This is a genomic window from Sorangium sp. So ce394 (assembly GCF_051474665.1).
GTDB classification, from domain to species: domain Bacteria; phylum Myxococcota_A; class Polyangia; order Polyangiales; family Polyangiaceae; genus Sorangium; species Sorangium cellulosum_D.
Genome location: NZ_CP150339.1, coordinates 9,137,028 through 9,158,305 on the forward strand (window position 1 = coordinate 9,137,028; position 21,278 = coordinate 9,158,305).

Consider the following 21,278-nt stretch of genomic DNA (forward strand, 5'->3'; position numbering starts at 1 on the left):
TCCTGGGTGGGCGTACGGGGATCGAACCCGTCTCCGCAGGGTCACAACCTGCCCTCTTCACCAGAAGAGCAACACCCACGCAAGCTATCGCCGGGATGGTCGGCCCCGAACCGCGGATCTCCTCACCTCAGTGGAGGCGCATTTCCATCCCGGAGCGCCTGCTCGCGGCAGGCGCCGATGCGCCCCCGGCCGGAGGCGAGCCCGGCCTCGCGTGAGCGAGGCGGGCCCTGCCTCCGAGCGCCGGGGGCGCGGCTCCGGCGGGAGGGATCGAACCTCCAACCCACCGCATAACAAGCGGGCGCTCTACCATTGAGCTACACCGGAACATGGAGGCGCACCGCGCCTCCATCTACATTGCACATCCTGGTTGTCACAGAACGAGCGACCCCTCCACAGAGGGATCCATCAGCGCGCTTCGACGATCTCAGCGCTCTCACGGCGCGCGCGCCGGCATGGAATGCCGAGCGCGCGCCGGGTGGATCCGGGAGGAATCGAACCTCCAGCCGTCCGCTTAAGAAGCGGCTGCTCTATCCAGTTGAGCTACGGGTCCGCGCGGAGGACGCACCTCCGCATCGCCTGCCGCGCCGGCAGGCCGTCATGATCTGAAGAGCTCGAGCCTCTGGGCCGGAAGAGACGGCGACCCATGGCCGCGCGGGCGGTGCCGCGCCCAGAGCCGACGCACACGAATCCCTATCGCGCCCCCGCGAGCGCGCATCATGCCCCCCGAACGTTATTCGTTATCGAATCGAATGCCTCCAGCGCATTCTCTGCCGCGCCTCCTTTCCATGGGCGCAATCCCCCGCCGCAGCGCGCGGCGATCTCGCACGCGCGCTGCAAGCAAGACAATCTCTCTCCTCGACGAGCCTATCGCCCGCGCCCCACAGCAGGCCTGAGGCCCACGAGGCGGCCACGGCCCACGACAGGCCTGCAGCCAACATCGGACCTACAGCTCACGAGCCCCAAAACGCCGAAGGCCGCCTGGGTCTCCCGAGGCGGCCTTCGCGAACGTCGTCGATCGACGCGTGCTTAGCTGCCTCTAGGCGCTATTCTCCGGGTTACCGAGCTTCCGCGACGGGCGGAGGCCGCAGGAGTATCCGGGGCTATGCGCCAAGGGATCGCCACCCAGCAGATGGTCCCATCCCACGATCGCTTCAGGCGTTCCCGCCTTGGGCTGGTTGGCGATGAGCTGCATGTTGTCGCGGCGGCTGAACATAACGAATCCCTGTTCGCCGAATGAGTACTCCCCTTGAAGGGGCTGCGCAACAGAAAAGTTCTTCGAGTCGATTCTTTTTTCTTCGCCTTCGAGACCAGGGCTCGCCGGGCCTCGGCGCCGGTCGCCGCAATCGGGAATTACCGCGAATCTACGGCGATTTGCCCTGGATATGACGAGGGCGGCGGAAGGCAGCTGCGCAGTGCACACCTCGTGCCCTATCGGGCACCGGCCTCGATCCGGAATCGCTCATTGCACCCGGCCCCGGAGACCACCACGTGGCCTCGCCTCGGTGTCGCCTCGCCGGGCACCTCCCGTCGTGGCCGACTCCATCGGCATACAGCAGCTACTGGCGAGGTGCGTGGTCATGGCGCGCAGCCTCCTCGCGTCCGGGTCGGGGACGTCACGGCAGGGCGCCGACGCGCTCCGCGGCCGCCTCGGCGGAGCGCACGGCCGCGTCGATCCCCGAGCCGTGGAACGCCGAGCCGGCGAGGAGCACCCCGCTGCCGGCGAGCGCCCGCTCGGTCTCCCGGACCCGCGCCGCATGCGCGGGCGTGGAGACCGGGAGCGCGCTCGCCCAGCGCGAGACCCAGGCGCGCTCGGCGGGCCCGCGCACGCGCAGCACGCGCGCGAGCGAGGCCTCGGCGCGCGCCGCCCACGCGTCGTCGCCCATCTGCTCGAGGTCCGCCGGCTCGGGGCGGAAGAAGAGGCGCAGCGCGACATGGCCGGCGGGAGCGCGCTCGGCGAACTTGGAGGTCGTGAACGTGCACGCGCGGAAGCCGTCCGCCTGGTGCCCCGCGGCGACCACGAAGCCGGTGCCGTCGAGCGGGTGCTCGATCGCGGCGCGCGGGTAGGCCAGCGAGACGGTCACGCTGGAGAGCGTCTCGGCGTCGCGGAGCGCCCGCGCCGGCTCGCCGAGCAGCGCGGCCGCGCCGGCGGCGTGGGTGGCGATCACCACCGCGTCGGCGTCGACCTCGGCCCCGCCGGCGAGCGCGAGCCGGAAGCCGCCGCCGGCCGCCCGCGCGAGCGAGGCGACGGCGGCGGAGGTGCGCACATCGGCGCGCTCGTCGCTCGCGAGCGCGCGCGCGAGCGTCTCGGTCAGCTGCGCCATCCCGAGGCGGAAGGTGCGGATCCCCTTGCCGAGCTCGTCGCGCGGCACCTGGAAGCCGAGGAACGCCGCCGCCTCGCCGGGCGCGAGCTCCCGCAGCGCGGCGCCGTCGAAGCCGAACGACCTGTGCGTCTCCTGGCCGACGAGATCGCCGGCGATGCCGAGCGCGCCCGCCAGCGCGGGCACGGCCTCGCTCCGCGCGATGAACCCCTCGGCGCCGTGCTCCACCACGAACCCCGCCGTCCGCTCGGTCCAGAGCTGCCCGCCCAGCCGCGGCGCCGCCTCGACGAGCGTCACCCGATCGCCCGCCGCCGCCCGCCTGAACGCGACGATGCACCCGGCCAGACCGCCTCCGACGATGGCGACGCGTCGCATCGACCCCGTATACCACGCGGCGGCGCCCCGAGAGGCGCGCTCGGCCACGGGCCCCCGGGGGTCGACTCGACCGGATCGCGCTCGTCAGGGCCGCGCCACAGGATGTCTTTTCTGCGCGGCGCGCGGCCGGCCTGGCCGAACCCCTCGACGGCCCGTCTTCCTCGGTGCCCGCCGGCGCGTCAGCCGAGCTGCGACAGGAACTTCCGGAGCTGCTGCGCCTCCACCATCGTCATCACCGGGACGAGCCAGGCCTCGAGCGACGTGGTGTCGCGAAACGCCTTTCGGCTCGAGTTGTGCGCGTCGCGGATGAGCCGCTCGACCTGGAGCCCGAGGATCGCGTTCGCCACCGGCAGCAGGTAGGCGGTCCGATGCACCGTGGCGTTCTGCACGCGCATCATCTCCAGGAACTTCTCCGCGCTCTCGGGCGCGAGCACGTCGACCTGGAGCAGCTCGATGCACACCACGGCCCCGTGCCGGTTCTGGGTCACGATGCCCTGGATCCTGGCGATGCACGCGTCGACCTCGCCAGCCGGGAGCGGTGAGGCCAGCCTCACTTCGATGAGACGACCGGCTCTATTGTCAACGGAGTACATGAGCGAAATTAAACCTACCGTAGACGTCCGAGCCAGAGCGCGTCAATCAACGGCGAATCCGTGCGGTACGGCCCCGTACGCGCGCCCACGACAATGACGCTTTGTCGGCGGCCGCCTCGACAGAACAAAACCGCCCGAGACGGTGCTCACGCGCCGGACGAGAAGATCACCTTCCCCGGGCGCGCCTCGTCCTCGGAGGCGGCCTCCCGCTCGGCCTCGAGGGCCTTCGCCTCGGTCTCCAGATCCGGAAAGCGGTACCGGATCCCGTCGCCTGCCTCGAGGTCCACGTCCCCCCCGAGCGCGACCACCTCGCGGGTGATCTCCTCCGAGCGCGGCGCCTCCCCGGCCGCGTCCTGCCAGGCCCGCTGGAGCACCGCCTCCGTGATCGGCTCCCGGGCCTGCCGCGCGCCGATGCGGGTGAGGATGGCCCGCAGCACCGCCCGCCGGGCGTTCCGCCGGGCGAGCCGCCGCCGCTTCAGCGGGCGCAGGAGCGCGCGGCCGAGCGGCAACGCGAAGAGGGCGAGCGAGAAGACGAGCGGCACCACCCCGAGCGCCACCGCCGTCCCCGTGGCGGGCAGCTCCGCCATCGGCACCCCGCGGGCCAGGAGACCGAGGTTGTCCAGCGTGAGGTGCGCCCCGAGGGCGTAGACGCTCATCATCAAATTGAACCCGTTGAGCGCCACGATGAGCGCGTTCACCCCCGGGCCGTTCCCGGTGAGCGGCGGCAGCTCCTCGCGCTTCGCCCAGACCGGCGCCGGCGCCCGCGACGGCGCCTCGGCCGCCGTCCGCCGGATCGCCTCGAACCGGTACACGATCCCCCCCTCCTCCGAGACGTCGACCGTGCCGTCGTAGTCGAGCATCAGCCGCGCCATCATCGGGTCCGCCTCGTCGCGCGACAGCCCGGTCACGCGCATCACGTCGGCGAGCCCGATCCGGCCCCGCTGCGCGCGGATCTCGGCCAGGATGAGCTTCTCGCTCTCCAGCGGATCGCGCGGCGCCGGCGTCGGGCCGAAGAAGAACCGGTTGACCTTCTCGTAGAACGGCGTCTCGTCCCTGGGCTGCCCGAACGCCCCGCGGCGATCGTACGACGAGGACGAGGACCAGGGCGGCTCGGCCGTCCACACGAACGGCGAGAAGGGGTGGAACGTCCAGAAGATCGCGTCGAAGACCATCCGGAAGAGGACGTAGCCCGCGAACGAGCCGGAGAAGCTGCCGTGATCGCGCGAGTCGCTGTTCGACCGGGCCAGCAGCTGGGCGATCAGGATCCCGACGAAGATCACGACGTACGCGATCAGCACGATCGCGATCCACGCGCGCACGACGAAGCGGGCCACGCCGGCGGCGCCGCGGAGGACGAACCCGAGCGCGCGCTCGAGCCGCGTGCGGGTCTCCCACGGCTTGGTGAAGCCGTGCGGGAAACGGAAGAGCAGCTCGCCCTCGGACGTCGCCTTGAGGTGCCCGCGGTACTCGCTGACGAGCAGGTGCAGGCCGCTCTCGGCGTCGCGCAACGGCAAGCCGCTCCGCGCGGAGGCGTCGGCGAGCGTCAGATCGCCGGTGTGCCCGCGCAGGGCGGACTCCAGGATGCCGGCGGCGCGGCGGGCCTCCATCAGCTTTGGAGATTTCAGCGTCAACGGTCGCTCGCCCTCGTTCTGCGCGGCGGCGCAGCCGCCCTCGCTCGCGGCACGGCCGCGCTCGGTGGCACGGCGTCGCCGCGCGCCCTCCCGGAGGCACAGTTTCCCCCGTGCTGACCTACATGGTGACGCACAGGGCTCCGCGCAAACGCCGCGGCGATTTTTTCGGAGGCCGCGGCGCCTCCCGCGGGTCAGCCGCCGGAGGTCGGCGGGTGCGATCTCGGCGTGGCGTCGACCATCCGCACGTCCAGGCCGAGGGCGTCGCGCAGCATCCCCGCCTTCGCGACGACGGTCCACTCCTCGAGCGCCCGGTCCTCCGCGCCCTGCACCTCGAGCACCAACGTGTCCTCCTCGATGCGGCCGCTCACGTCCGCGACCTTCGCCCGGTGCTCGCGATCGAGCGCGTCGGCGATGCGGAGGATCGACGCCATCGCCTTCACCTTGGCGCGCGCGTCGCGCGAGAGCGCGCGGAAGTTGTCGTGGTCCATGCTGGGCGGCGACTTCCTGTGGTAGCGCGCGATGTTCGCGACGATCGCGCGCTCCTCCGGGGTCAGCCCCATGAGGTCGCTATGGGCGATGATGTAATAGCTGTGCTTGTGGTGCCCCTCGTAGCGGACGAAGTCGCCGATGTCGTGGAGCAGGGCCGCCGCGCGCAGGAGGATCCGGTCGCGCTGGCCGAGCCGATGGCGCGGCGCGAGGTCGTCGAAGAGCCGCTCGGCGAGGCGCGCCACGAGCGCGCCGTGCTGCTCGTCGAAGTGGTAGCGGCGGCCGAGCCGGGTGCAGGCGTCGCTGACGGCGGCGGCCTCGCCGCGGAAATCGGGCCCGAGGAAGTGCGCGTGGGCGAGGTCGACGAGCACGCCCTCCTTCAGCCCGACCCCCGGCGCGACGATGAACGGCTGCACGAACGCCTGGGCGACGCGGCCCAGGATCGTCGCGGCGGGGACGATCGTGTCGGCGCGGTCCGGGCGCAGGCCGTAGATCTGCGCGCGCTCCTCGGGCGTCTTCGACACCAGCTCGTCGAGCAGGCGGGACATCGCGGCCACGTCGATCGCCCGCCCCTCCACCGGCGCGCCCGGCAGGGGGCAGAGGTCCGCGAGCGTCTCGATGTTGCCGCCCGTGCCCACGAGCAGATCGACCCCCGAGCCCGAGCCCTCGCCGAGCAGCTCCACGATCTCGCGCGTGGCGTCGACCATGACGCGGTCGACGTACTCCTCGACGAGCCGCCGGTGCCCCGCGTCGACGGGGCGGCGATCCTCGAGGAAGGTCTCGACCATCCGCACCGTCCCCAGGGGGAGCGAGCGCGAGAAGACCGCCCTGCGGCCGCGGAGCAGCGTGAGCTCGGTGGAGCCGCCGCCGATGTCGACGAGGAGCGCGGTCCGGTCGCCGAGCGCGACGCGCTCCAGGACGGCGAGCTGGACCAGGCGCGCCTCCTCGATGCCCTCGATGACCTCGACGTGGACGCCGGCCTCGCGCGCCGCGCGCTCGACGAAGAGGTCGCCGTTCTGGGCCTCGCGCGCGGCGCTCGTCGCCACGGCCCGGTAACGGTCGACCTTGGCCGCATCCATCGCCGTGCGGAAGCGCCGGAGCGCCTCGCAGGCGGCGCCGATCACCCCCGACTCGAGCCGGCCCTTCGTGAACACGTCGTGCCCGAGGCGCACGGAGGCGCGGTCCGCGTGGACGTCGCGGAACGGGTGGAAGCGCGGCGCGTCGTGCGCCCCGGCCGGGCCCCCGGCGAGCGCCGGCTCCCTGCCGCCGCCGAACGCCCCGAGCGCCGGAGGATCGACGTCGACGATGCGGAGGCGGATGGCGTTGGATCCGATGTCGATGGCAGCGAGCCGCGCCATGCCGGGAGAAGTAGCGAAGCTCCGGGCGGTTGGCTACTCTCATGCCCGCTCATGTGGAGGAAGCTTCAACGCGGGTCGGGGGCCCGCCATCTCGGTCCCCTTCAGCATCGGCCTTCAGCGCGCGCGGCCCTGCCCGGCGATGCCCGGGGCGCGCGCCGTCTCCTCGGCGGCGCGCGCGAGGCGGCGCGCGCCGCGCTGGGGATCGCGGCCGCGGCGCTCGCGCTCGCCGGCTGCGGCGGCGGTGAGGCGCGCGCGCCCAACCCGCTGCGCGCCCTCGACGAGCGCCGGGCGATCGAGGTCATCCGCCGCGCGATGGTGCAGGAAGGCGCGAAGCCGGTGCTCGGGCGCGAGGTCGATCTCGTCAGCGGGGGCAAGGTCCGCGTCGACGTCGGCGTGCAGAACCGCTCGTACGGCGTCGTCTACGTGACCGAGGAGGACGCCCAGGCGCTCGGCGCCGCGCTCCCGCCGCCCAACGGCCGGGACGAGAAGCTGCGCATCGTCCGCGGCGGGCCGGACGGGGCCGTCCGCGTCGTGCTCCTCTACCAGCAGAACTACCTCTACGACGACCTCGTCGGCGAGTCGCACGAGCGCACGACGATCACCGCGGAGCGCGAGCTGACGCGCGACGTGCAGGACTTCATCACCTACGCGCGGACGCAGAAGTTCCCGTGAGCGCGGTCGATCAGGGCGAGGGCGCGCGCCGCCCGGCGCGCCGCCGGGGGCAGCGGACGGAGGAGGAGGCGCGCGCGCGCCGCGCGCTCGGCGGCGGGGGGATGCTCCTCGTCGCCGGGCTCGCGCTCGTCGGCGTCGGGCCTTCGGACGCCGGCATGGGGCTCACGCTGATCGCGCTCGTCGTCCTCATCTACGGGATCCACAGCTTCGGCCGCCTGGGGCCGGAGCGGGACGAGCGGGCGCGGCTTCCGTCGCGTTGAGGCTTGCGCAGCGCGGCGCCTTCGAGCAGCATCCGCCGCCATGCATCGCCCTACGCGCCAGCACCAGCACCTCACCCTCAAGGTCACCCAGAAGCAGGAGAGGAGCTCCCAGAGCTCCCGCAAGCCCGGCCGCAAGGCCAAGCGCTGGAACAAGTTCCTCGCGCAGTACGCGCCGCTCGTCGCCGGCGCCGAGACGGCCGCCCCCGCCGAGAGCTGAGCTCCGACCGCGGTCGCGTGCCGACGGCGCCCCGACGCCCGACGCCCACTTTCCATCTTTAATTTAATTTTACAGAACCACCACCTGGCGCGAGCCTCGTCCGCTCCGGGCGACGGCGGTCGCGCCGTCCCCGCGCCCGGCGACGGTCGCGCCGTCCCCACGCCGGGCCACGGCCGCGCCGTCCCCACGCCGGGCCACGGCCGCGCCGAGGCTGCGCGACGCGACGACCGCACCACCCCTGCGCGATGCGGCGGCCGGCCCGCCCTTCCTGTGCTTCCTGCATTTTTCGTGATGGCGTCGCGCAGCTCTTGCCACGCAGCCAAGAGAACACCCCCTCTCCGCGTCTGAACTCGCGATCGCCAGGCGGCCTGTCATCCACTCCGCGCGAGACAGGCGCGCCGGCAGAGCGCGCGCGCCGCGTGCGACGCGCGAAGGGACCACTCCATCTCTCGCGCAAGGAAGGATTCATGGCCGATCGTCCTCCGTCCCGCGCTGCCCGCGCAGCCGCGTTGCTCTGGTGCTCCCTCGTCGTGGGCGGTACATCGCTCATCTCGGGGTGCTTGACCCGACCCATCGCCAAGCAGGATACGCGCACGACGGGCACCGTCGTCGAGCGGCTCCCGCAGCACGTCGACAAGATCGATCTCCTCCTGACCATCGACAACTCGGCGTCGATGAAGGACAAGCAGGAAATCCTCGCGCTGGCCGTGCCGGACCTCGTGAGGCGCCTGGTCAACCCCCAGTGCGTCGATCCGCTGGACCTCACGAGATCCTCGCCGCCGAAGAACGGCGTCTGCGAGAGCGGCATGGAGCGCGAGTTCGAGCCCGTCCTCGACATCCACATCGGGATCATCAGCACGAGCCTCGGCGACCACGGCGCTGCGGCCATGACCCCCGACGGGAAGAGCGCGTGCGCCGGGACGACCGTGCACTTCTCCAACAACGACATGGGGCACCTCATCGCCCGGAGCGAGGGCGACGACGCCCCGCCGACGTATGAAAACAAGGGGTTCCTCGCCTGGGATCCAGAGCAGAGGCTCAACCCTTCCGGCGAGTCGATCCTCGACGACGGCGCGGGGCACGGCCTCGTGCCGACGCTGACGAACATGGTCCGAGGGGTGGGCGACGTCGGGTGCGGCTACGAGTCGCAGCTGGAGAGCTGGTACCGCTTCCTCGTGGACCCAGCGCCCTACGAGACCCTCGAGGTGGTGAACGGCAAGGCGATCCGGACAGGGCTGGACAAGGCGCTCTTGGATCAGCGCAAGGCGTTCCTCCGGCCGGACTCGCTCCTCGCGATCATCATGCTGTCGGATGAGAACGACTGTTCCATCCGGGAGGGCGGGACGGACTTCTGGGTCGCGCGGCCGAGCCCGTTCCGGATGTTCCAGCCGCGCAAGGAGTGCACGGAGAAAGGCCCGGACGATCCGTGCTGCGCGTCGTGCGGAGTGGACACGCCTCGCGGGTGCCCGGTCGATGAGACCTGCAGCGAAGGAGGCAAGGTCAAGGTGCTCGACCTGGAACATGACCCGCCCAACCTGCGCTGTTTCAACCAGAAGGAGCGGTTCGGGATCGACCTGCTCTACCCGATCGACCGCTACACCGATGCGCTCACGAAGACGCAGATCGAGGATCACGACGGCGATATCGTCGACAACCCGCTTTTCTTGGATCTCGACCCGACCGACGAGCTCAGCACGGTGCGATCGCCGGAGCTCGTGTTCTTCGCGGGCCTCGTCGGCGTCCCCTGGCAGGACATCGCGCGCCAGAACGACGCGGGCCAGCCCGACCTCAAGAAGGGCAAGGACAAGGACGGCAACCCCGTCGGCGGCTTCAAGAGCGCCGAGGAGCTGAGCGCCCCGAACGCCGGCTTCCAGAGCACCTGGGACATCATCCTCGGAGATCCCAAGGCGCGCCGCCCCCCCGCGGATCCCCACATGATCGAGTCGCCGAGCCCCCGCGAGGGCGTGAACCCGATCACCGGGACGCCCATCGCCGGCGTGAGCTCGCCGGACGACGCCAACGTCATCAACGGCCATGAGTGGGAGCCCAAGACGACCTTCGGCGACCTCCAGTTCGCCTGCGTGTTTCCGCTGGAGAACCCCGTGATGAACGGAGACTGCGACAAGCGGACCGACAAGACGGACTACAACAGCCCCCTGTGCCAGGACAACCCCGACGGCACCGACAGCAACATCCAGGTGAACGCGAAGGCGTATCCGGGCCTCAGGCAGCTGGAGCTCATCCGGAGCCTCGGGGACCAGGGCATCGTCGGCTCGGTGTGCCCGGCGCAGCTCAAGGACTCGGCCGAGGGCGCGCTCGACTACGGCTATCGGCCGGCGATCGGCGCGATCGTCGATCGCCTGAAGACGAAGCTGGCCGGGCAGTGCCTGCCCCGCGCCCTCCAGCCGAACGACAATGGCCAGGTCAGCTGCCTGGTCCTGGAGGCGCGGACCGTCGCCGACGGGCAGTGCAGCTGCGACGGGCTCGCGGCGCGGCGGAAGGTGCCCACGGAGCACCGCGGGGCGGAGCAGATGGTGCTCGACGATCCGGTCGCGACGGCGAACGGCTGGAACTGCGTCTGCGAGGTCGAGCAGCTCAGCGATCCGGCCGAGCTCAAGGCCTGCCAGGACACGGTGCCGCCGGCGCCCGTGGAGGTCGGCGGCGAGAAGGTGCACGGGTGGTGCTACGTCGACCCGCGGCTCGGCCTGGGCCGAGACGAGGTCGTCGCGAAGTGCCCGTCCACGGAGCGCCGGCAGGTCCGGTTCACCGGCAACGGCGACGCCCAGGACGGCGCCACGCAGTTCGTCATCTGCTCCGGCGACACCGCCAAGCAGTAGCCTATTCTCCCAGCGGCTGCCTCCAGGTGCACGGCGCGGAGCGGCTGCGTCGCCGCCGGCGCGTCGAGATATCCCTCATCCAGCGCGAGCCGGACCACCGTCCTCCCGTCGCGGATCGGCGCGGCCGCCTCCCCGCTCGCCGCGCCCGCGGCGCTACGCCTCGAACCCCCGCGCCGGCAGGTCGGGCGCGCGGCGCAGCCAGCTGTCCTCGGGGTAGCGGCACGCGCCGTCCACCACGTGGAGCGCGTAGGCGTGGCGCGAGCGCTCGGATCGGTTGGCGCCGCTCCAGTGCGGCAAGAGCCCGTGGAGCAGGACCATCGTGCCCTTGGGCGCCTCGATCGGCACGTAGGGAGCGCGCGCGGCGACCGCCGGGAACGGGGTGTCGTCCAGCGCGAGCATCCTCGTTCCGTCGCCGTCGCGCACGAACCGCCTGCGCAACGGGCCCCGGTGACCGCCGGGCAGGGCCCACATGCAGCCGTTGTGCACCGTCGCGTCCTCCAGCGCGAACCAGAGCCCGATCACGCTGAGCGGGTCCGTGTAGAGGAACGTCGCGTCCTGGTGGCACGCCACGTCGCCGCCGATGAACGGGTTCTTGAAGATGTACATCGATTGCAGGAGCAGCGGGCGCGCGAGCGCGAGCTCCGAGACCACCGACGCGAGGGCCGGCGCCCGCGAGAAGGGCGCGAAGACCGGATCGAGATCGTGGAGCGCGTGGCCGATCTTGTTGATCGAGCAGGCCTTCGCCTGCCGCAGCGAGCCGTCGGGCAGGAACGCCTCCTCCTCGAAGAAGAACCGGATCCGGTCGCCGGAGCCGAGGAAATACGCGTCGGTCGAGCGCGCCTGATCCCGGGTCGAGAAGACGGAGATCTCCGCGGGATCGAAGCCCTCGACGAGCTCGACCGCGCGCGCCCTGAGGGCGTCGCACTGCGCCGGGAGCACGAAGCCCTCGACGACCAGGAAGCCGTCGCGGTCGAAGCGGGCGCGCTCGTCGGCGGTGAGCCCGGGAGGCCTGGCGGAGAACATGCCCAGAACCGTACCAGAGCGCCGGCGGGACGCAGGCCGGCGGCCGGACGGCCGGGGTCGCGGGATCGGGCCCGCGCGGAGGCGCCGCGCCCCCGCCGGGCGCGGCGCTGCGGCGCCCTGGCTACGACGCCTTGGCGCCCTGGTACGCGCTCGGGTTCCCCGGCCCCTCGAGGTACTCGTCGTACGTGCCGTTGAAGAGCTGCGGGCCCCGGGACGACAGCTCGAGCACGCGGGTGCCGAGCTTGCCCACGAAGTGCCGGTCGTGGCTCGTCACGATGACCGTCCCCTTGTACTCGATGAGCGCCTGGAGGAGCGCGTCGATGCTCTCGACGTCGAGGTGGTTCGTCGGCTCGTCGAGCACCACGACGTTGTTCTTCACCAGGATGAGCTTCGCGAGGAACAGGCGCGCCGCCTCGCCGCCGGAGAGGTTCTCCGTCTTCTTGAGCCCGGCCTCGCCGCTGAACAGCAGCTTGCCGAGCACCGAGCGGACGTGCTCCTTGGGCGCGCTCGGATCGAACCGGTACAGCCAGTCGTAGGCCGTGAACCCCGGCTCGATCGCCTCGTGGTGGTCCTGCGCGAAGTAACCCACGTTCGTGTCGTGGCCCCACGTGACCTTCCCGGCGTCGGGCGTGAGCTCGCCGACCAGGAGCTTGAGCAGCGTCGACTTGCCGATGCCGCTCGGGCCGATCACGGCGAGCTTGTCGCCCCGGTTCAGGTTGAAATCGAGCTTCTGGATCACGCGCAGGTCGCCGAAGCTCTTGGCGAGGGCCTCGACGCGCAGCACGTCGCGGCCGGACGGCTTCTCGATCTCGAACTTGATGTACGGCCGCACGACGCTCGAGCGGCGCACCTGGATGCCCGCCTCGAGCTTCTCGATCTCCTTCACGCGCGACTGCGCCTGGCTCGACCGGCTCGCGCTCGCGCCGAAGCGGGCCACGAAGTCCTTGAGCTCGGCGATCTTCTTCTTCTTCTGCGCGGCGTCGGCGTCCGACTGGCGCTTGCCCGTCGTCTTCTGCTCGATGAAGTCGTCGTAGTCGCCCGTGTACAGCGTGACCGTCTGGTAGTCGACGTCGGCGACGTGCGTCGCGATCGCGTTCATGAAATGCCGGTCGTGGCTGACGACGAGCAGCGTGCCGCGGAAGGTGTCGGTGAGGTACGCCTCGAGCCAGCGGATCGAGTCGAGATCGAGGTGGTTCGTCGGCTCGTCGAGGAGCAGGACGTCGGCGCCCGCGAAGAGCGTCTGGGCGATGAGGACGCGGAGCTTGTACCCGCCCGCGAGCGTGCTCACCGTGCTCGTGTGCCGCGCGGTCGCGATCCCGAGCCCCTCGAGGATCTCGGCGGCCCGCGCCTCGGCGGTGTAGCCGTCCTCCTCGCCGATCGTGCCCTCGAGCTCGGCCAGCCGCATGCCGACCTCGTCGGTCATCTCGACCTCGTACAGCCGATCGCGCTCTTGCATCGCGTCCCACAGGGCCCGGTTCCCCATCAGGACCGTGTCGATGATGCGGCTGGACTCGTAGGCGAAATGGTCCTGCTTGAGCACGCCGACCCGGAGCTGCTTCGGGATCTCGACGGTGCCCTGATCCGACTCCTCCTCGCCGGAGATGACCTTGAGGAGCGTCGATTTCCCCGCGCCGTTCGCGCCGACGAGCACGTAGCGCTTGCCGGGGTCGAAGCGCATCGACACGTTCTCGAAGAGAATTTTTGGACCGTACCGCTTGGTGAGCTTTTCGAGCGTGATCATCTCAGCGGCGCGGGGGATAGCACGTGGGCGCCGGCGCTTCCGGTGAATTCAGGCGGCGGCGCGCCCGCGCCGGCCGGTCACGCCGAGCGCCGCGCGGCCGAGAGCCGCGCCGGCGGCTCCCCCGCCCCCGGCGGCGCGTGGCCCCGCCGCCTCGCCCGGGGCGGCGCGCCGGCGTCCGCCGTGGTCGCGGCGCCGGGGGTCACCCCCGTCCACCGCTTGAACGCGCGGTGGAAGGCGCTGGGGCTGGAGTAGCCGAGCTCGTGGGACACCGCCTTGAGCTGGGCGCCGCCCAGCGCCTGCCGCGCCCGCGAGAGCCGCAGCTCCTGCAAGAGCTCGCGGTGGCTGACGCCCACGGCGGCCAGCCGCCGCTGCAACGTCCGCGCGCTCATCCCGAAGCTCTCGCCGATGCGCACCAGGCTGGGGTCGCCCGCATCGAGCGCGAGCGCGAGGGCGTGCCGGAACGCCGGCACGAACTCGCGATCGAGCGCGGATGCGGCCCGGAAGTCGAGGTGGACGCGGGAGAGCGCCTCCTCCGCCTGCGCCACGAGGATGCCCCGGAGCGCCGGGTCGCGGCTCGCGACCGGCGCCCGGACGATGTCGCGATCGAAGACGAGCTCGTCGAAGCCGCCGCCGAACTGGACCGGGGCGCCCAGGACCTCCTCGTACGCGCTCGCCGTGGACGAGGGCGCGTGCGCGAAGCGGATGAGGCGCGGCGCGAACGCCGGCCCGAACATCGTCCGGGCGCGCTCGACGATCAGCCCGAGCAGCAGCTCCGCCAGCGAGGGCAGGCCGCCGGGCGCGGCGTGGCGGAACCGGAAGGTGCGCCGATCGACCTCGGTCCAGACGCGCCCGGCGTCCGCGAGCAGCGGGAGGTACCGCGTGAGCTGCTCGAACGCCTCGGCCCCGGTCGTGCTCGTCTGCGCGAGGTAGTCCAGGATGTCCAGGCTGCCCGGCGGGAGCATGCGGGCGGCGCGCAAGCTCAGGAGAGGGTCTCCCGCCCGATCCGTCAGCCCGCTCCAGGCACGGCGGACCAGGGCGATGGGAACCCGGGCGCCCCGCTTCTCCAGAAGATCGCCGGAGACCGCCATCGCGCGCCGCACGTCGTCGACCTCGATCCCGTCCTTTGCTGCGGCCGTCATCAGGACGCGCAGGAACTCTGTGGACGCCGAACCGGACGCCGAACCGGACGCCGAACCTTGGGCTGGCACGATGTCGCATTATGAGAGCGTGTCGCGAAATGTAAATCGGTCGCGGCGTCCGATCGATGACAGCGTGGCTATTCTGCTTGCCCGCGCGAGCCGGGGACAAGCTCACTCGAACCCCTCCGGCCGCAACAGCGATGACCAGCCTCGACCACCTCTCACCCCTTGGCCCATCCATCCTCCCACGCCTCCCCGGCGCGGCGCCTCGCCGCCGCGCGAGCCCGTTCGCGACCGCGGCGCTGGCCGCCGCCGCGCTGCTGGCGTGCGCGTGTGACGCCGCGATCCTGCCGTCGGACAGCGGGCAAGACGCGATGAGCGAGCTCACCCTCGCCGCGCGGAGCGACCTCTCCGCCGAGACGGCGGCGGCGGCCGACCCCGCCGCGTGGGCCCCGCTCGCCGCGCCGGCTGCGTCCGGCGCATCCCCGGTGAGCGGGTTCGCGGATCTGCATTTCCACATGATGTCCGAGGCGGCGTTCGGCGGCGGATGGCTGCACGGCAAGCACGACGGCCCCGGCGCCCTGGACGACTGCGACGGCGGCATGCCCGAGAGCGACCACGCCCGCGTTCGACAGGACCTCAGCGGCCTGCTGGACAGCTGCCCTCAGTCGACGATGCTGGACTTCGCCAGCAACGGCGCGCTGTCGGCGCTGCTCGGCATCGGGGGCGGCGTCGTCGGCTCGGAGGCGATAGGCAAGACCGAGGGGACGCAGGGCGACACCGGGCTGCACCTCCAGCGGAAGCGCTCCTCCGAGGGCTGGCCGCGCTGGGACACCATCGCTCACCAGCAAGGCCACGTGAGCTGGCTGCGCTCAGCCCACGATCGCGGGCTGAGCCTCATCGTCATGTCGGCGGTGAGCTACGACTGGCTGTGCTCGATCCTGCCGGAGCAGAACCGCGAGCGGGCCTGTGACGAGATGGCCGACGTCGACCTCCAGCTGCAGATGACCCACGCGCTGGTCGCGCGGAACGCCGGCTGGATGGAGGTCGCGCTCTCGCCGGCGCACGCCCGGCAGATCATCGGGGCGGGCAAGCTGGCGGTGGTCCTGTCCATCGAGGCCAGCCACCTGTTCGGCCGCGACGTCGACGCGGCGAGGATGCGCGCGCAGCTCGACAAATACCACGCCCTGGGGGTCCGGACGCTCCAGCCGGTGCACCAGGTCGACAATGCCTTCGCCGGGGCGGCGCTGCACAACCCGATCTTCCAGTTCGCGCAGTACACCGAGACTTGCTTCATCGACACCGACTGCGGCGCCACCCTCGCGGGGGTCACCCTGGGCATGGACGTCGACGCGAGCTGCAACAACATGCGCGGGCTCACGCCGCTCGGCGAGCAGCTCGTCGGCGAGATGATGGACCGAGGCATGCTGATCGACGTCGCCCACATGTCCGAGCGAGGCGTCGACCGCGTCTTCGACCTGGCGCGGGCGCGCGACTATTACCCGATGTACATCTCCCACGGTCACTTCCGGGAGATCATGGGCCCCAAGGTGGCCGAGACCGAGAAGTCCACGCCGGCGCGGGTGATCCGGATGCTCCGGCAGACCGGCGGCATCTTCGGCCTGCGCACCGCGCACGACGAGACCAAGCAGTTCACGCGGAGCTCGGTCGAGAACAGCTGCCAGGGGTCGTCGCGCTCCTTCGCCCAGGCCTACGACTACGGGCGGCTCGGCCTCAAGGTGCCGATGGCGTTCGGGGCCGATCTCAACGGCTTCATCCAGCAGACACGGCCGCGCTTCGGCGAGGACGGCGCCTGTTCGGCGGCGTTCCAGGCGGAGGCCGATTGCCAGGCCTGGGAGCAGCGCGAGCAGGGGCCGGGCCCCCTGGGGACGGAGTTCGACGAGAAGGGCCTCGCCCACGAGGGGATGCTGCCCGATCTCGTGGCCGACCTGGAACGCCTCGGCGTCGACACGACGGGCCTGCGTTCCTCGACCGAGTCCTTCCTCCGCATGTGGGAGCGCGCGGCGGGCCCGCGCGCCGGCATGGCCGACCCCGCCACTGACATGGACGAGAGCGGCGTCGCGCCCCTCGCGACGGCCGAGGAGCGCGAGCTCGCCTACCCCACGAAGTGCGGCGCCGCCTATTGCCCTGGCTTCCAGGAGCTCGGGGGCAGCTGCCGGTTCAACGAGGAGTGCGAGAGCGGCCAGTGCACCGCCGTCGCCTGCAACGCGATCCCGGGCCGCTGCGTCTGCAACGACGACGCCGACTGCGACGACAGCGTCGCTTACTGCGCGCTCAAGACGCCGGGGATCGGGGGCGACAACGAGTGCGTGCCGGACAAGGGCGATCACGCGGTCTGCACGCGCGACGGCCAGTGCGCGTCCGGCCGCTGCGGCGGGCTCATCGCCGGCACCGGCTGGTGCTACACGCCCGGGTCGAAGGCCATCGGCCAGGGGTGCCGGGTGAACGAGGAGTGCCCGAGCAACCGCTGCGGCGACCTCACCCAGACCTGCCTCTGCCGGAACGACGCGCACTGCGGCGCGAACCAGTTCTGCGGCTGGGGCACCAACGAGGGCGAGTGCGTGAACAAGCGCGGCCGAGGCGCGGCGTGCACGAAGGACAACCAGTGCCAGTCCGGGAACTGCAGGTTCCTCTTCTGCCGCTGACCCTGGGAGCGCCCCCTTGAGCTCACCGTAGAACAGACGCGGCCCGGCGACCGGACGAGCTGACGTCTCCGGGGCAGAGCCTAGCGCGTGGACCTGGTCGGCACCTTTGCGAACAGCGAGCCGAGGCCCTCGGACATCGTCGGGTGCGCCAGGATGGCGTCTCGCAGCCCTGTGTAGGGCATACCGGCCAACATCGCGGTCTGCACCACGGCGACCACCTCCCCGGCCTCCACGCCGAGCATGGCGAAGCCGAGGATGCGGTCGCTCCGCGCGTCGACGAGGGCCTTCATGAAGCCCTGCGTCTCGCCGGTCGTCGCTGCCCGCAGCACCTCGCTCATCGGCAGCGTGGCGACGCGCGCCTCGACCCCACGGCCCTTTGCCTCGCGCTCGTTCAGGCCGACACGGGCGAGCTGCGGGTCGGTGAACATGCAGAAGGGGATGAGCCTGTCGCGCGTGGTCCGGTGGCCCCCGGCCTGGTTGTCGCGGACGACGTGAAAGTCGTCGATGGCGGCGTGGGTGAACTGGGGACTACCGGCGCACTCGCCCATCGCCCAGACAGAGGGCGCGGTGGTCTCCAGCCTCTCGTTGACCTTGATGTAACCTCGAGCGTCGAGCTCGACTCCGGCGCTCTCGAGGCCAATCCCGGCCGTGTTGGGCGTGCGCCCCGCCGCGACCAGGAGATCGCTGCCTTCGATGGTCTGCTCGCCGCCCGGCGTGCGCGCGCGCAGGCTGACATGGTCGCCGGACCGGCCCTGCACCCGCAGCAGCTGGGCCGACAGCAGCACCTCGATCCCCTCGCCCTCGAAGATCTGGCGGAGCGCCCCGGCGACGTCGGGGTCCTCACGGGGGACGAGCTGCGGCCCGCGGCTGATGATGGTGACGCGGCTCCCGAAGCGACGGTAAGCCTGCGCGAACTCGAGTCCGACGTAGCCCCCGCCGAGCACGATGAGGTGCTCGGGGAGCCTGTCGAGCTCCAGCGCCTCGACGTGCGTGAGCGGTCCCGCGGCCGAGAGGCCAGGGACGTCCGGGATCGTGGCGTGTGTCCCCAGGTCGAGGAACACGCGGTCGCCCCTCAGCACGCGTGTCTCGCCGTCGCACCGCACCTCGAGGGTCTTCGGCGCGACGAACCGCCCCGCGCCGATGATCAGGTCGACGCCGCTCGCGCGGAAGAGCGCCAGATGGCGGGCGATCTGCGCCTCGACCATGGTGCGCTTGCGCTGCCGCACGCGCGCCATGTCGACCGCGAAGGGGCCGGTGATCGTGCCGTACGCGGCCGCGTGGCGGACCAGATCGGCGACCTTGGCGCTCCAGATCTCATTCTTGCTCGGGAGGCAATTGGTGGTGGGGCACGCGCCGCCGATCATGCGGCGCTCCCGCTCCACGACGGCCGTACGGCTCCCCGCCGGGGCCATGTCCCAGGCCACGTGTTTTCCGCCGGCGCCGCTGCCGAGAATGAGGATGTCGAACGGTTCGGGAGACATGAGGCCCTCCTGGCTTTCGCGGCCGTCATTCCGGTGGTCCCGGCGCCTACGATCAGCACGGGGATCGACATGCCCCGTCGTTCGCATCCGCCGTGCCATTCGAAGGTCGCGGCGACTGCTGACCTCGCCTGCTCGGAGCGGAGGATCCGGCTCTGGATGTCGCTGATCGACGACGGGTTGCGCGCAGAGATCGAACCCCTGCTTCCAGCCGCGGCGCCGATCGCGACGACGCCGCTCGAGGACGCCCGACCGCGCCGCGTCGACGGACATCGTGTTCGTTCTGCGCACCGGGATCCTGAAGCGATCGACCGGTCGCGCGCCTGCGTCGACTCCTCCAAGCAGCGTCGTTCGTGATAGGAGGCTCGGGCGAGGCGAGCTCGCGTGAAACCCAGCCGTTTGCTCGACGGCGCCGACCTCTTGTGAGTGATCTCTACGTTGGACCCTCGTCGAACGCGTCGTGTGCTATAGACCCCGCGTTTGTACCTGATTCAGCACAATCGCCGAGGGTATCCCATGAAATTCTCTCCAGAACGCTTCGGGCCTGTGGTATCAGCGTGCGCCGTGGCCGGTCTCCTCGCTCGCGGGGCCGCTGCGCAGTCGGCCCCCTCCGTGGAGACCACGTACGTCGATGCGCCCGCGACCGATCCGGGGCGCGTGGACGGCTGGTCACCGGGGCTGCTCCTCGGCGGCACGTTCAACCTGGCCAACAATCAAAGCGTCGTCGGGCAGTCGGACGGGACAGGCATATCCGCAGGCTTCGTCCTCGAGGGCTCCCTCGACTTCAATCAGGCCGCCCATGAGCTCCGCATGACGCTCGGGGCCGGCGCTGGCGTGACGCGCACGCCGGCCGTGGATGCCTGGGTCAAGACGCGCGACGCGCTCGCCTTCGAGGCGATTTACCTCTACCACGTCGTGCCCTGGTTCGGGCCGTTCGGTCGCTTCGCTCTCGATACGCAGATGTTCCCTGGCAGCGACCCGCGCTCGGCGCCGACGACCTATGCGATCGCGCGCGCGGACGGGACGAGCGAGGCGATCACCGGGACGCGCCTTCACCTGAGCGATCCGTTCCAGCCAGTGACGCTCAAGCAGTCGCTCGGCGTCTTCGTCCAGCCCGTCAATCGGGAGCCCATCCTTGTCGAGGCGCGCGCCGGCGCTGGCGCGCAGGAGGTGATTGCGTCGGGCGTGCTCGCCCTGGGGGACGACGACGGGACGCCCGAGGTCGAGGTGAGCGAGCTCTCGGGCTATAGCCAGCTCGGCGCCGAGGCTGTCATCGAGGCCTCGGGCGCGCTCCGTGACAAGCAGATCACGTACAAGGCGGGCATCGCCGCCCTCTTGCCGATCGTGTACTCGGATCTGGACGCAGGCGATGAGCGCGGCGCGCTGGACCTCATGAACGTCGACATCGTCGGGGGGCTCACCTTCAAGCTCGTGGAGTGGGCGTCTCTCGACTACCAGCTCCATGTCGTGCGCCAGCCGCAGCTCGTCGACGCCTGGCAGGTGCAGAACAACATCCTGCTCACGCTCTCCTATGCCGTGGGCTCGAAGGTGCCAGGGCTGCCGCCCTGCGTGCCCTGCAAGCCGGTGCCAGCCAAGGCGGAGCCCGCGCCGACGCCTGCGCCCTCGCCTGCCCCGGAGCCCGCGCCGACGCCTGCGCCCACGCCGGCCCCCGGGCCTGCGCCTGCGCCCGCACCGGACGCGGCGCCTACGCCTGCGCCTGCGCCTGCGCCTGCGCCTGCGCCCGCACCGGACGCGGCGCCTACGCCTGCGCCTGCGCCTGCGCCGATGCAATGATTGATAAGCGCTGGCAGGTAAACACCATCAAGAGTCATCAGGACGAGGGCTCGCGGCGCGTAGCGAGCGGCGCCGCGGCAGCTGCCCGCCGCGCCGCTCAGCGCTCCAGCGCCGCGTGCGGCTCCAGCGCGGGGCGCGGCGTCCACAGCATGACCACGGCGGCGACCACGCAGTAGACAGCCGCGGAGCCGTGGACCATCAGCGCGTAGGGGACGCTGCAACGACCGCTCGTGCTCGTCACCAGGCAGTCGACGAGCGGCATCACGCTGGAGGCGAGGGTGACGACGCCGAGCGCCGTGCGCATCCGCAGCGCGAGCAGACCCACGAACATGAGGCCGATCCCCAGATCGCGGCCCGCCTTGATGTGGAGAAAGACGGCGTCTCCGACGTCGAGGAGCGGGAGGCCGAAGCCCTGAGCCGCCGCCACCGGCTGGGCGAAGCCGTTCACCGCGAGGAACAGCATGAACGCGCCGCCCAGCGCGCCGAGGATGAACGACGGCGAGGTGGGCTTCCAGGACGACGATTGCTCCAAAGGTTCACGCTTCACGATCCGCCTCCTCCGATACGGCATCGCCACCCCTGAGGTGCGCGAGCCGTTCGATGCGAGAGAACTTGGGGATTGCCGCCGCCACGGGCCATCGCTCCGGCTCTCGATGTTTTGTCCGAAGCGCTCACGGCGCGATCGTTCGG

General features: G+C 71.4%; 16 protein-coding genes and 3 tRNA genes. 7 read left to right on the forward strand and 12 right to left on the reverse strand.

Translation table 11 applies throughout. From position 1 onward, the window contains the following. Positions 1-3: 3 nt before the first annotated feature. From WMF33_RS33545 to WMF33_RS33575, 7 genes are all read right to left on the reverse strand, one after another. A tRNA-His gene (locus WMF33_RS33545) sits at positions 4-78 on the reverse strand. 174 nt (positions 79-252) lie between these two features. Next, positions 253-324 (reverse strand) — tRNA-Asn (locus WMF33_RS33550). A gap of 152 nt (positions 325-476) precedes the next feature. After that, positions 477-550 (reverse strand) — tRNA-Lys (locus tag WMF33_RS33555). A 1,063-nt stretch (positions 551-1,613) separates the two neighbouring features. Beyond that, positions 1,614-2,693 carry a protoporphyrinogen/coproporphyrinogen oxidase gene (locus WMF33_RS33560; RefSeq protein ID WP_437332446.1) on the reverse strand — a complete coding sequence of 360 codons (1,080 nt, stop codon included), beginning with the start codon at positions 2,691-2,693 and terminating at the stop codon, positions 1,614-1,616. Between the two features lie 179 nt (positions 2,694-2,872). Continuing rightward, positions 2,873-3,247 carry a hypothetical protein gene (locus tag WMF33_RS33565; protein ID WP_020738635.1) on the reverse strand — a complete coding sequence of 125 codons (375 nt, stop codon included), beginning with the start codon at positions 3,245-3,247 and terminating at the stop codon, positions 2,873-2,875. A gap of 185 nt (positions 3,248-3,432) precedes the next feature. Beyond that, complete coding sequence (locus tag WMF33_RS33570) at positions 3,433-4,917, reverse strand: hypothetical protein (RefSeq protein ID WP_437332447.1); 1,485 nt, start codon at positions 4,915-4,917, stop codon at positions 3,433-3,435. A gap of 191 nt (positions 4,918-5,108) precedes the next feature. Then, positions 5,109-6,761, reverse strand: a complete 1,653-nt coding sequence (locus WMF33_RS33575; RefSeq protein WP_437332448.1) for a Ppx/GppA phosphatase family protein — start codon at positions 6,759-6,761, stop codon at positions 5,109-5,111. Between the two features lie 51 nt (positions 6,762-6,812). Between WMF33_RS33575 and WMF33_RS33580 the strand changes: the two genes are divergently transcribed. The 4 genes from WMF33_RS33580 (at position 6,813) to WMF33_RS33595 (ending at position 10,747) form a co-directional block, all read left to right on the forward strand. Continuing rightward, positions 6,813-7,433, forward strand: a complete 621-nt coding sequence (locus WMF33_RS33580; RefSeq protein WP_437332449.1) for a hypothetical protein — start codon at positions 6,813-6,815, stop codon at positions 7,431-7,433. Then, positions 7,430-7,693, forward strand: coding sequence for a hypothetical protein (locus WMF33_RS33585; protein ID WP_020738639.1), 264 nt, complete (start codon positions 7,430-7,432; stop codon positions 7,691-7,693). Before WMF33_RS33580 ends, WMF33_RS33585 begins: the two co-directional genes overlap by 4 nt. Positions 7,694-7,733: 40 nt before the next feature. After that, the gene (locus WMF33_RS33590) at positions 7,734-7,910 is read left to right on the forward strand and encodes a hypothetical protein (protein ID WP_437332450.1); all 177 of its coding nucleotides are present in this window, start codon (positions 7,734-7,736) and stop codon (positions 7,908-7,910) included. Positions 7,911-8,377: 467 nt separating this feature from the next. After that, positions 8,378-10,747, forward strand: coding sequence for a hypothetical protein (locus tag WMF33_RS33595; RefSeq protein ID WP_437332451.1), 2,370 nt, complete (start codon positions 8,378-8,380; stop codon positions 10,745-10,747). 153 nt (positions 10,748-10,900) lie between these two features. Here WMF33_RS33595 and WMF33_RS33600 read toward each other — a convergent pair whose 3' ends face one another. From WMF33_RS33600 to WMF33_RS33610, 3 genes are all read right to left on the reverse strand, one after another. Continuing rightward, complete coding sequence (locus WMF33_RS33600) at positions 10,901-11,770, reverse strand: phytanoyl-CoA dioxygenase family protein (protein ID WP_437332452.1); 870 nt, start codon at positions 11,768-11,770, stop codon at positions 10,901-10,903. A 121-nt stretch (positions 11,771-11,891) separates the two neighbouring features. Beyond that, positions 11,892-13,511, reverse strand: coding sequence for an ABC-F family ATP-binding cassette domain-containing protein (locus WMF33_RS33605; RefSeq protein WP_437332453.1), 1,620 nt, complete (start codon positions 13,509-13,511; stop codon positions 11,892-11,894). A gap of 77 nt (positions 13,512-13,588) precedes the next feature. After that, the gene (locus WMF33_RS33610; RefSeq protein WP_437332454.1) at positions 13,589-14,650 is read right to left on the reverse strand and encodes an AraC family transcriptional regulator ligand-binding domain-containing protein; all 1,062 of its coding nucleotides are present in this window, start codon (positions 14,648-14,650) and stop codon (positions 13,589-13,591) included. A gap of 200 nt (positions 14,651-14,850) precedes the next feature. Here WMF33_RS33610 and WMF33_RS33615 point away from each other — a divergent pair, with 200 nt between their 5' ends. After that, positions 14,851-17,316 (forward strand): membrane dipeptidase, encoded by a 2,466-nt coding sequence (locus WMF33_RS33615; protein WP_437332455.1) that lies wholly within the window; start codon positions 14,851-14,853, stop codon positions 17,314-17,316. A gap of 80 nt (positions 17,317-17,396) precedes the next feature. On the opposite strand, the gene WMF33_RS33620 is transcribed toward WMF33_RS33615, so the two are convergent. Then, the gene (locus WMF33_RS33620) at positions 17,397-18,797 is read right to left on the reverse strand and encodes a mercuric reductase (RefSeq protein ID WP_437332456.1); all 1,401 of its coding nucleotides are present in this window, start codon (positions 18,795-18,797) and stop codon (positions 17,397-17,399) included. A gap of 156 nt (positions 18,798-18,953) precedes the next feature. Here WMF33_RS33620 and WMF33_RS33625 point away from each other — a divergent pair, with 156 nt between their 5' ends. Continuing rightward, positions 18,954-19,151 (forward strand): hypothetical protein, encoded by a 198-nt coding sequence (locus tag WMF33_RS33625; RefSeq protein WP_437332457.1) that lies wholly within the window; start codon positions 18,954-18,956, stop codon positions 19,149-19,151. A 255-nt stretch (positions 19,152-19,406) separates the two neighbouring features. Continuing rightward, on the forward strand, positions 19,407-20,588 hold the full coding sequence (locus WMF33_RS33630) for a hypothetical protein (protein ID WP_437332458.1): 1,182 nt from the start codon (positions 19,407-19,409) through the stop codon (positions 20,586-20,588). Between the two features lie 97 nt (positions 20,589-20,685). Here the strand turns inward: WMF33_RS33630 and WMF33_RS33635 are convergent, their stop codons facing one another. Next, complete coding sequence (locus WMF33_RS33635; protein WP_437332459.1) at positions 20,686-21,135, reverse strand: DUF4267 domain-containing protein; 450 nt, start codon at positions 21,133-21,135, stop codon at positions 20,686-20,688. Positions 21,136-21,278: the final 143 nt, after the last annotated feature.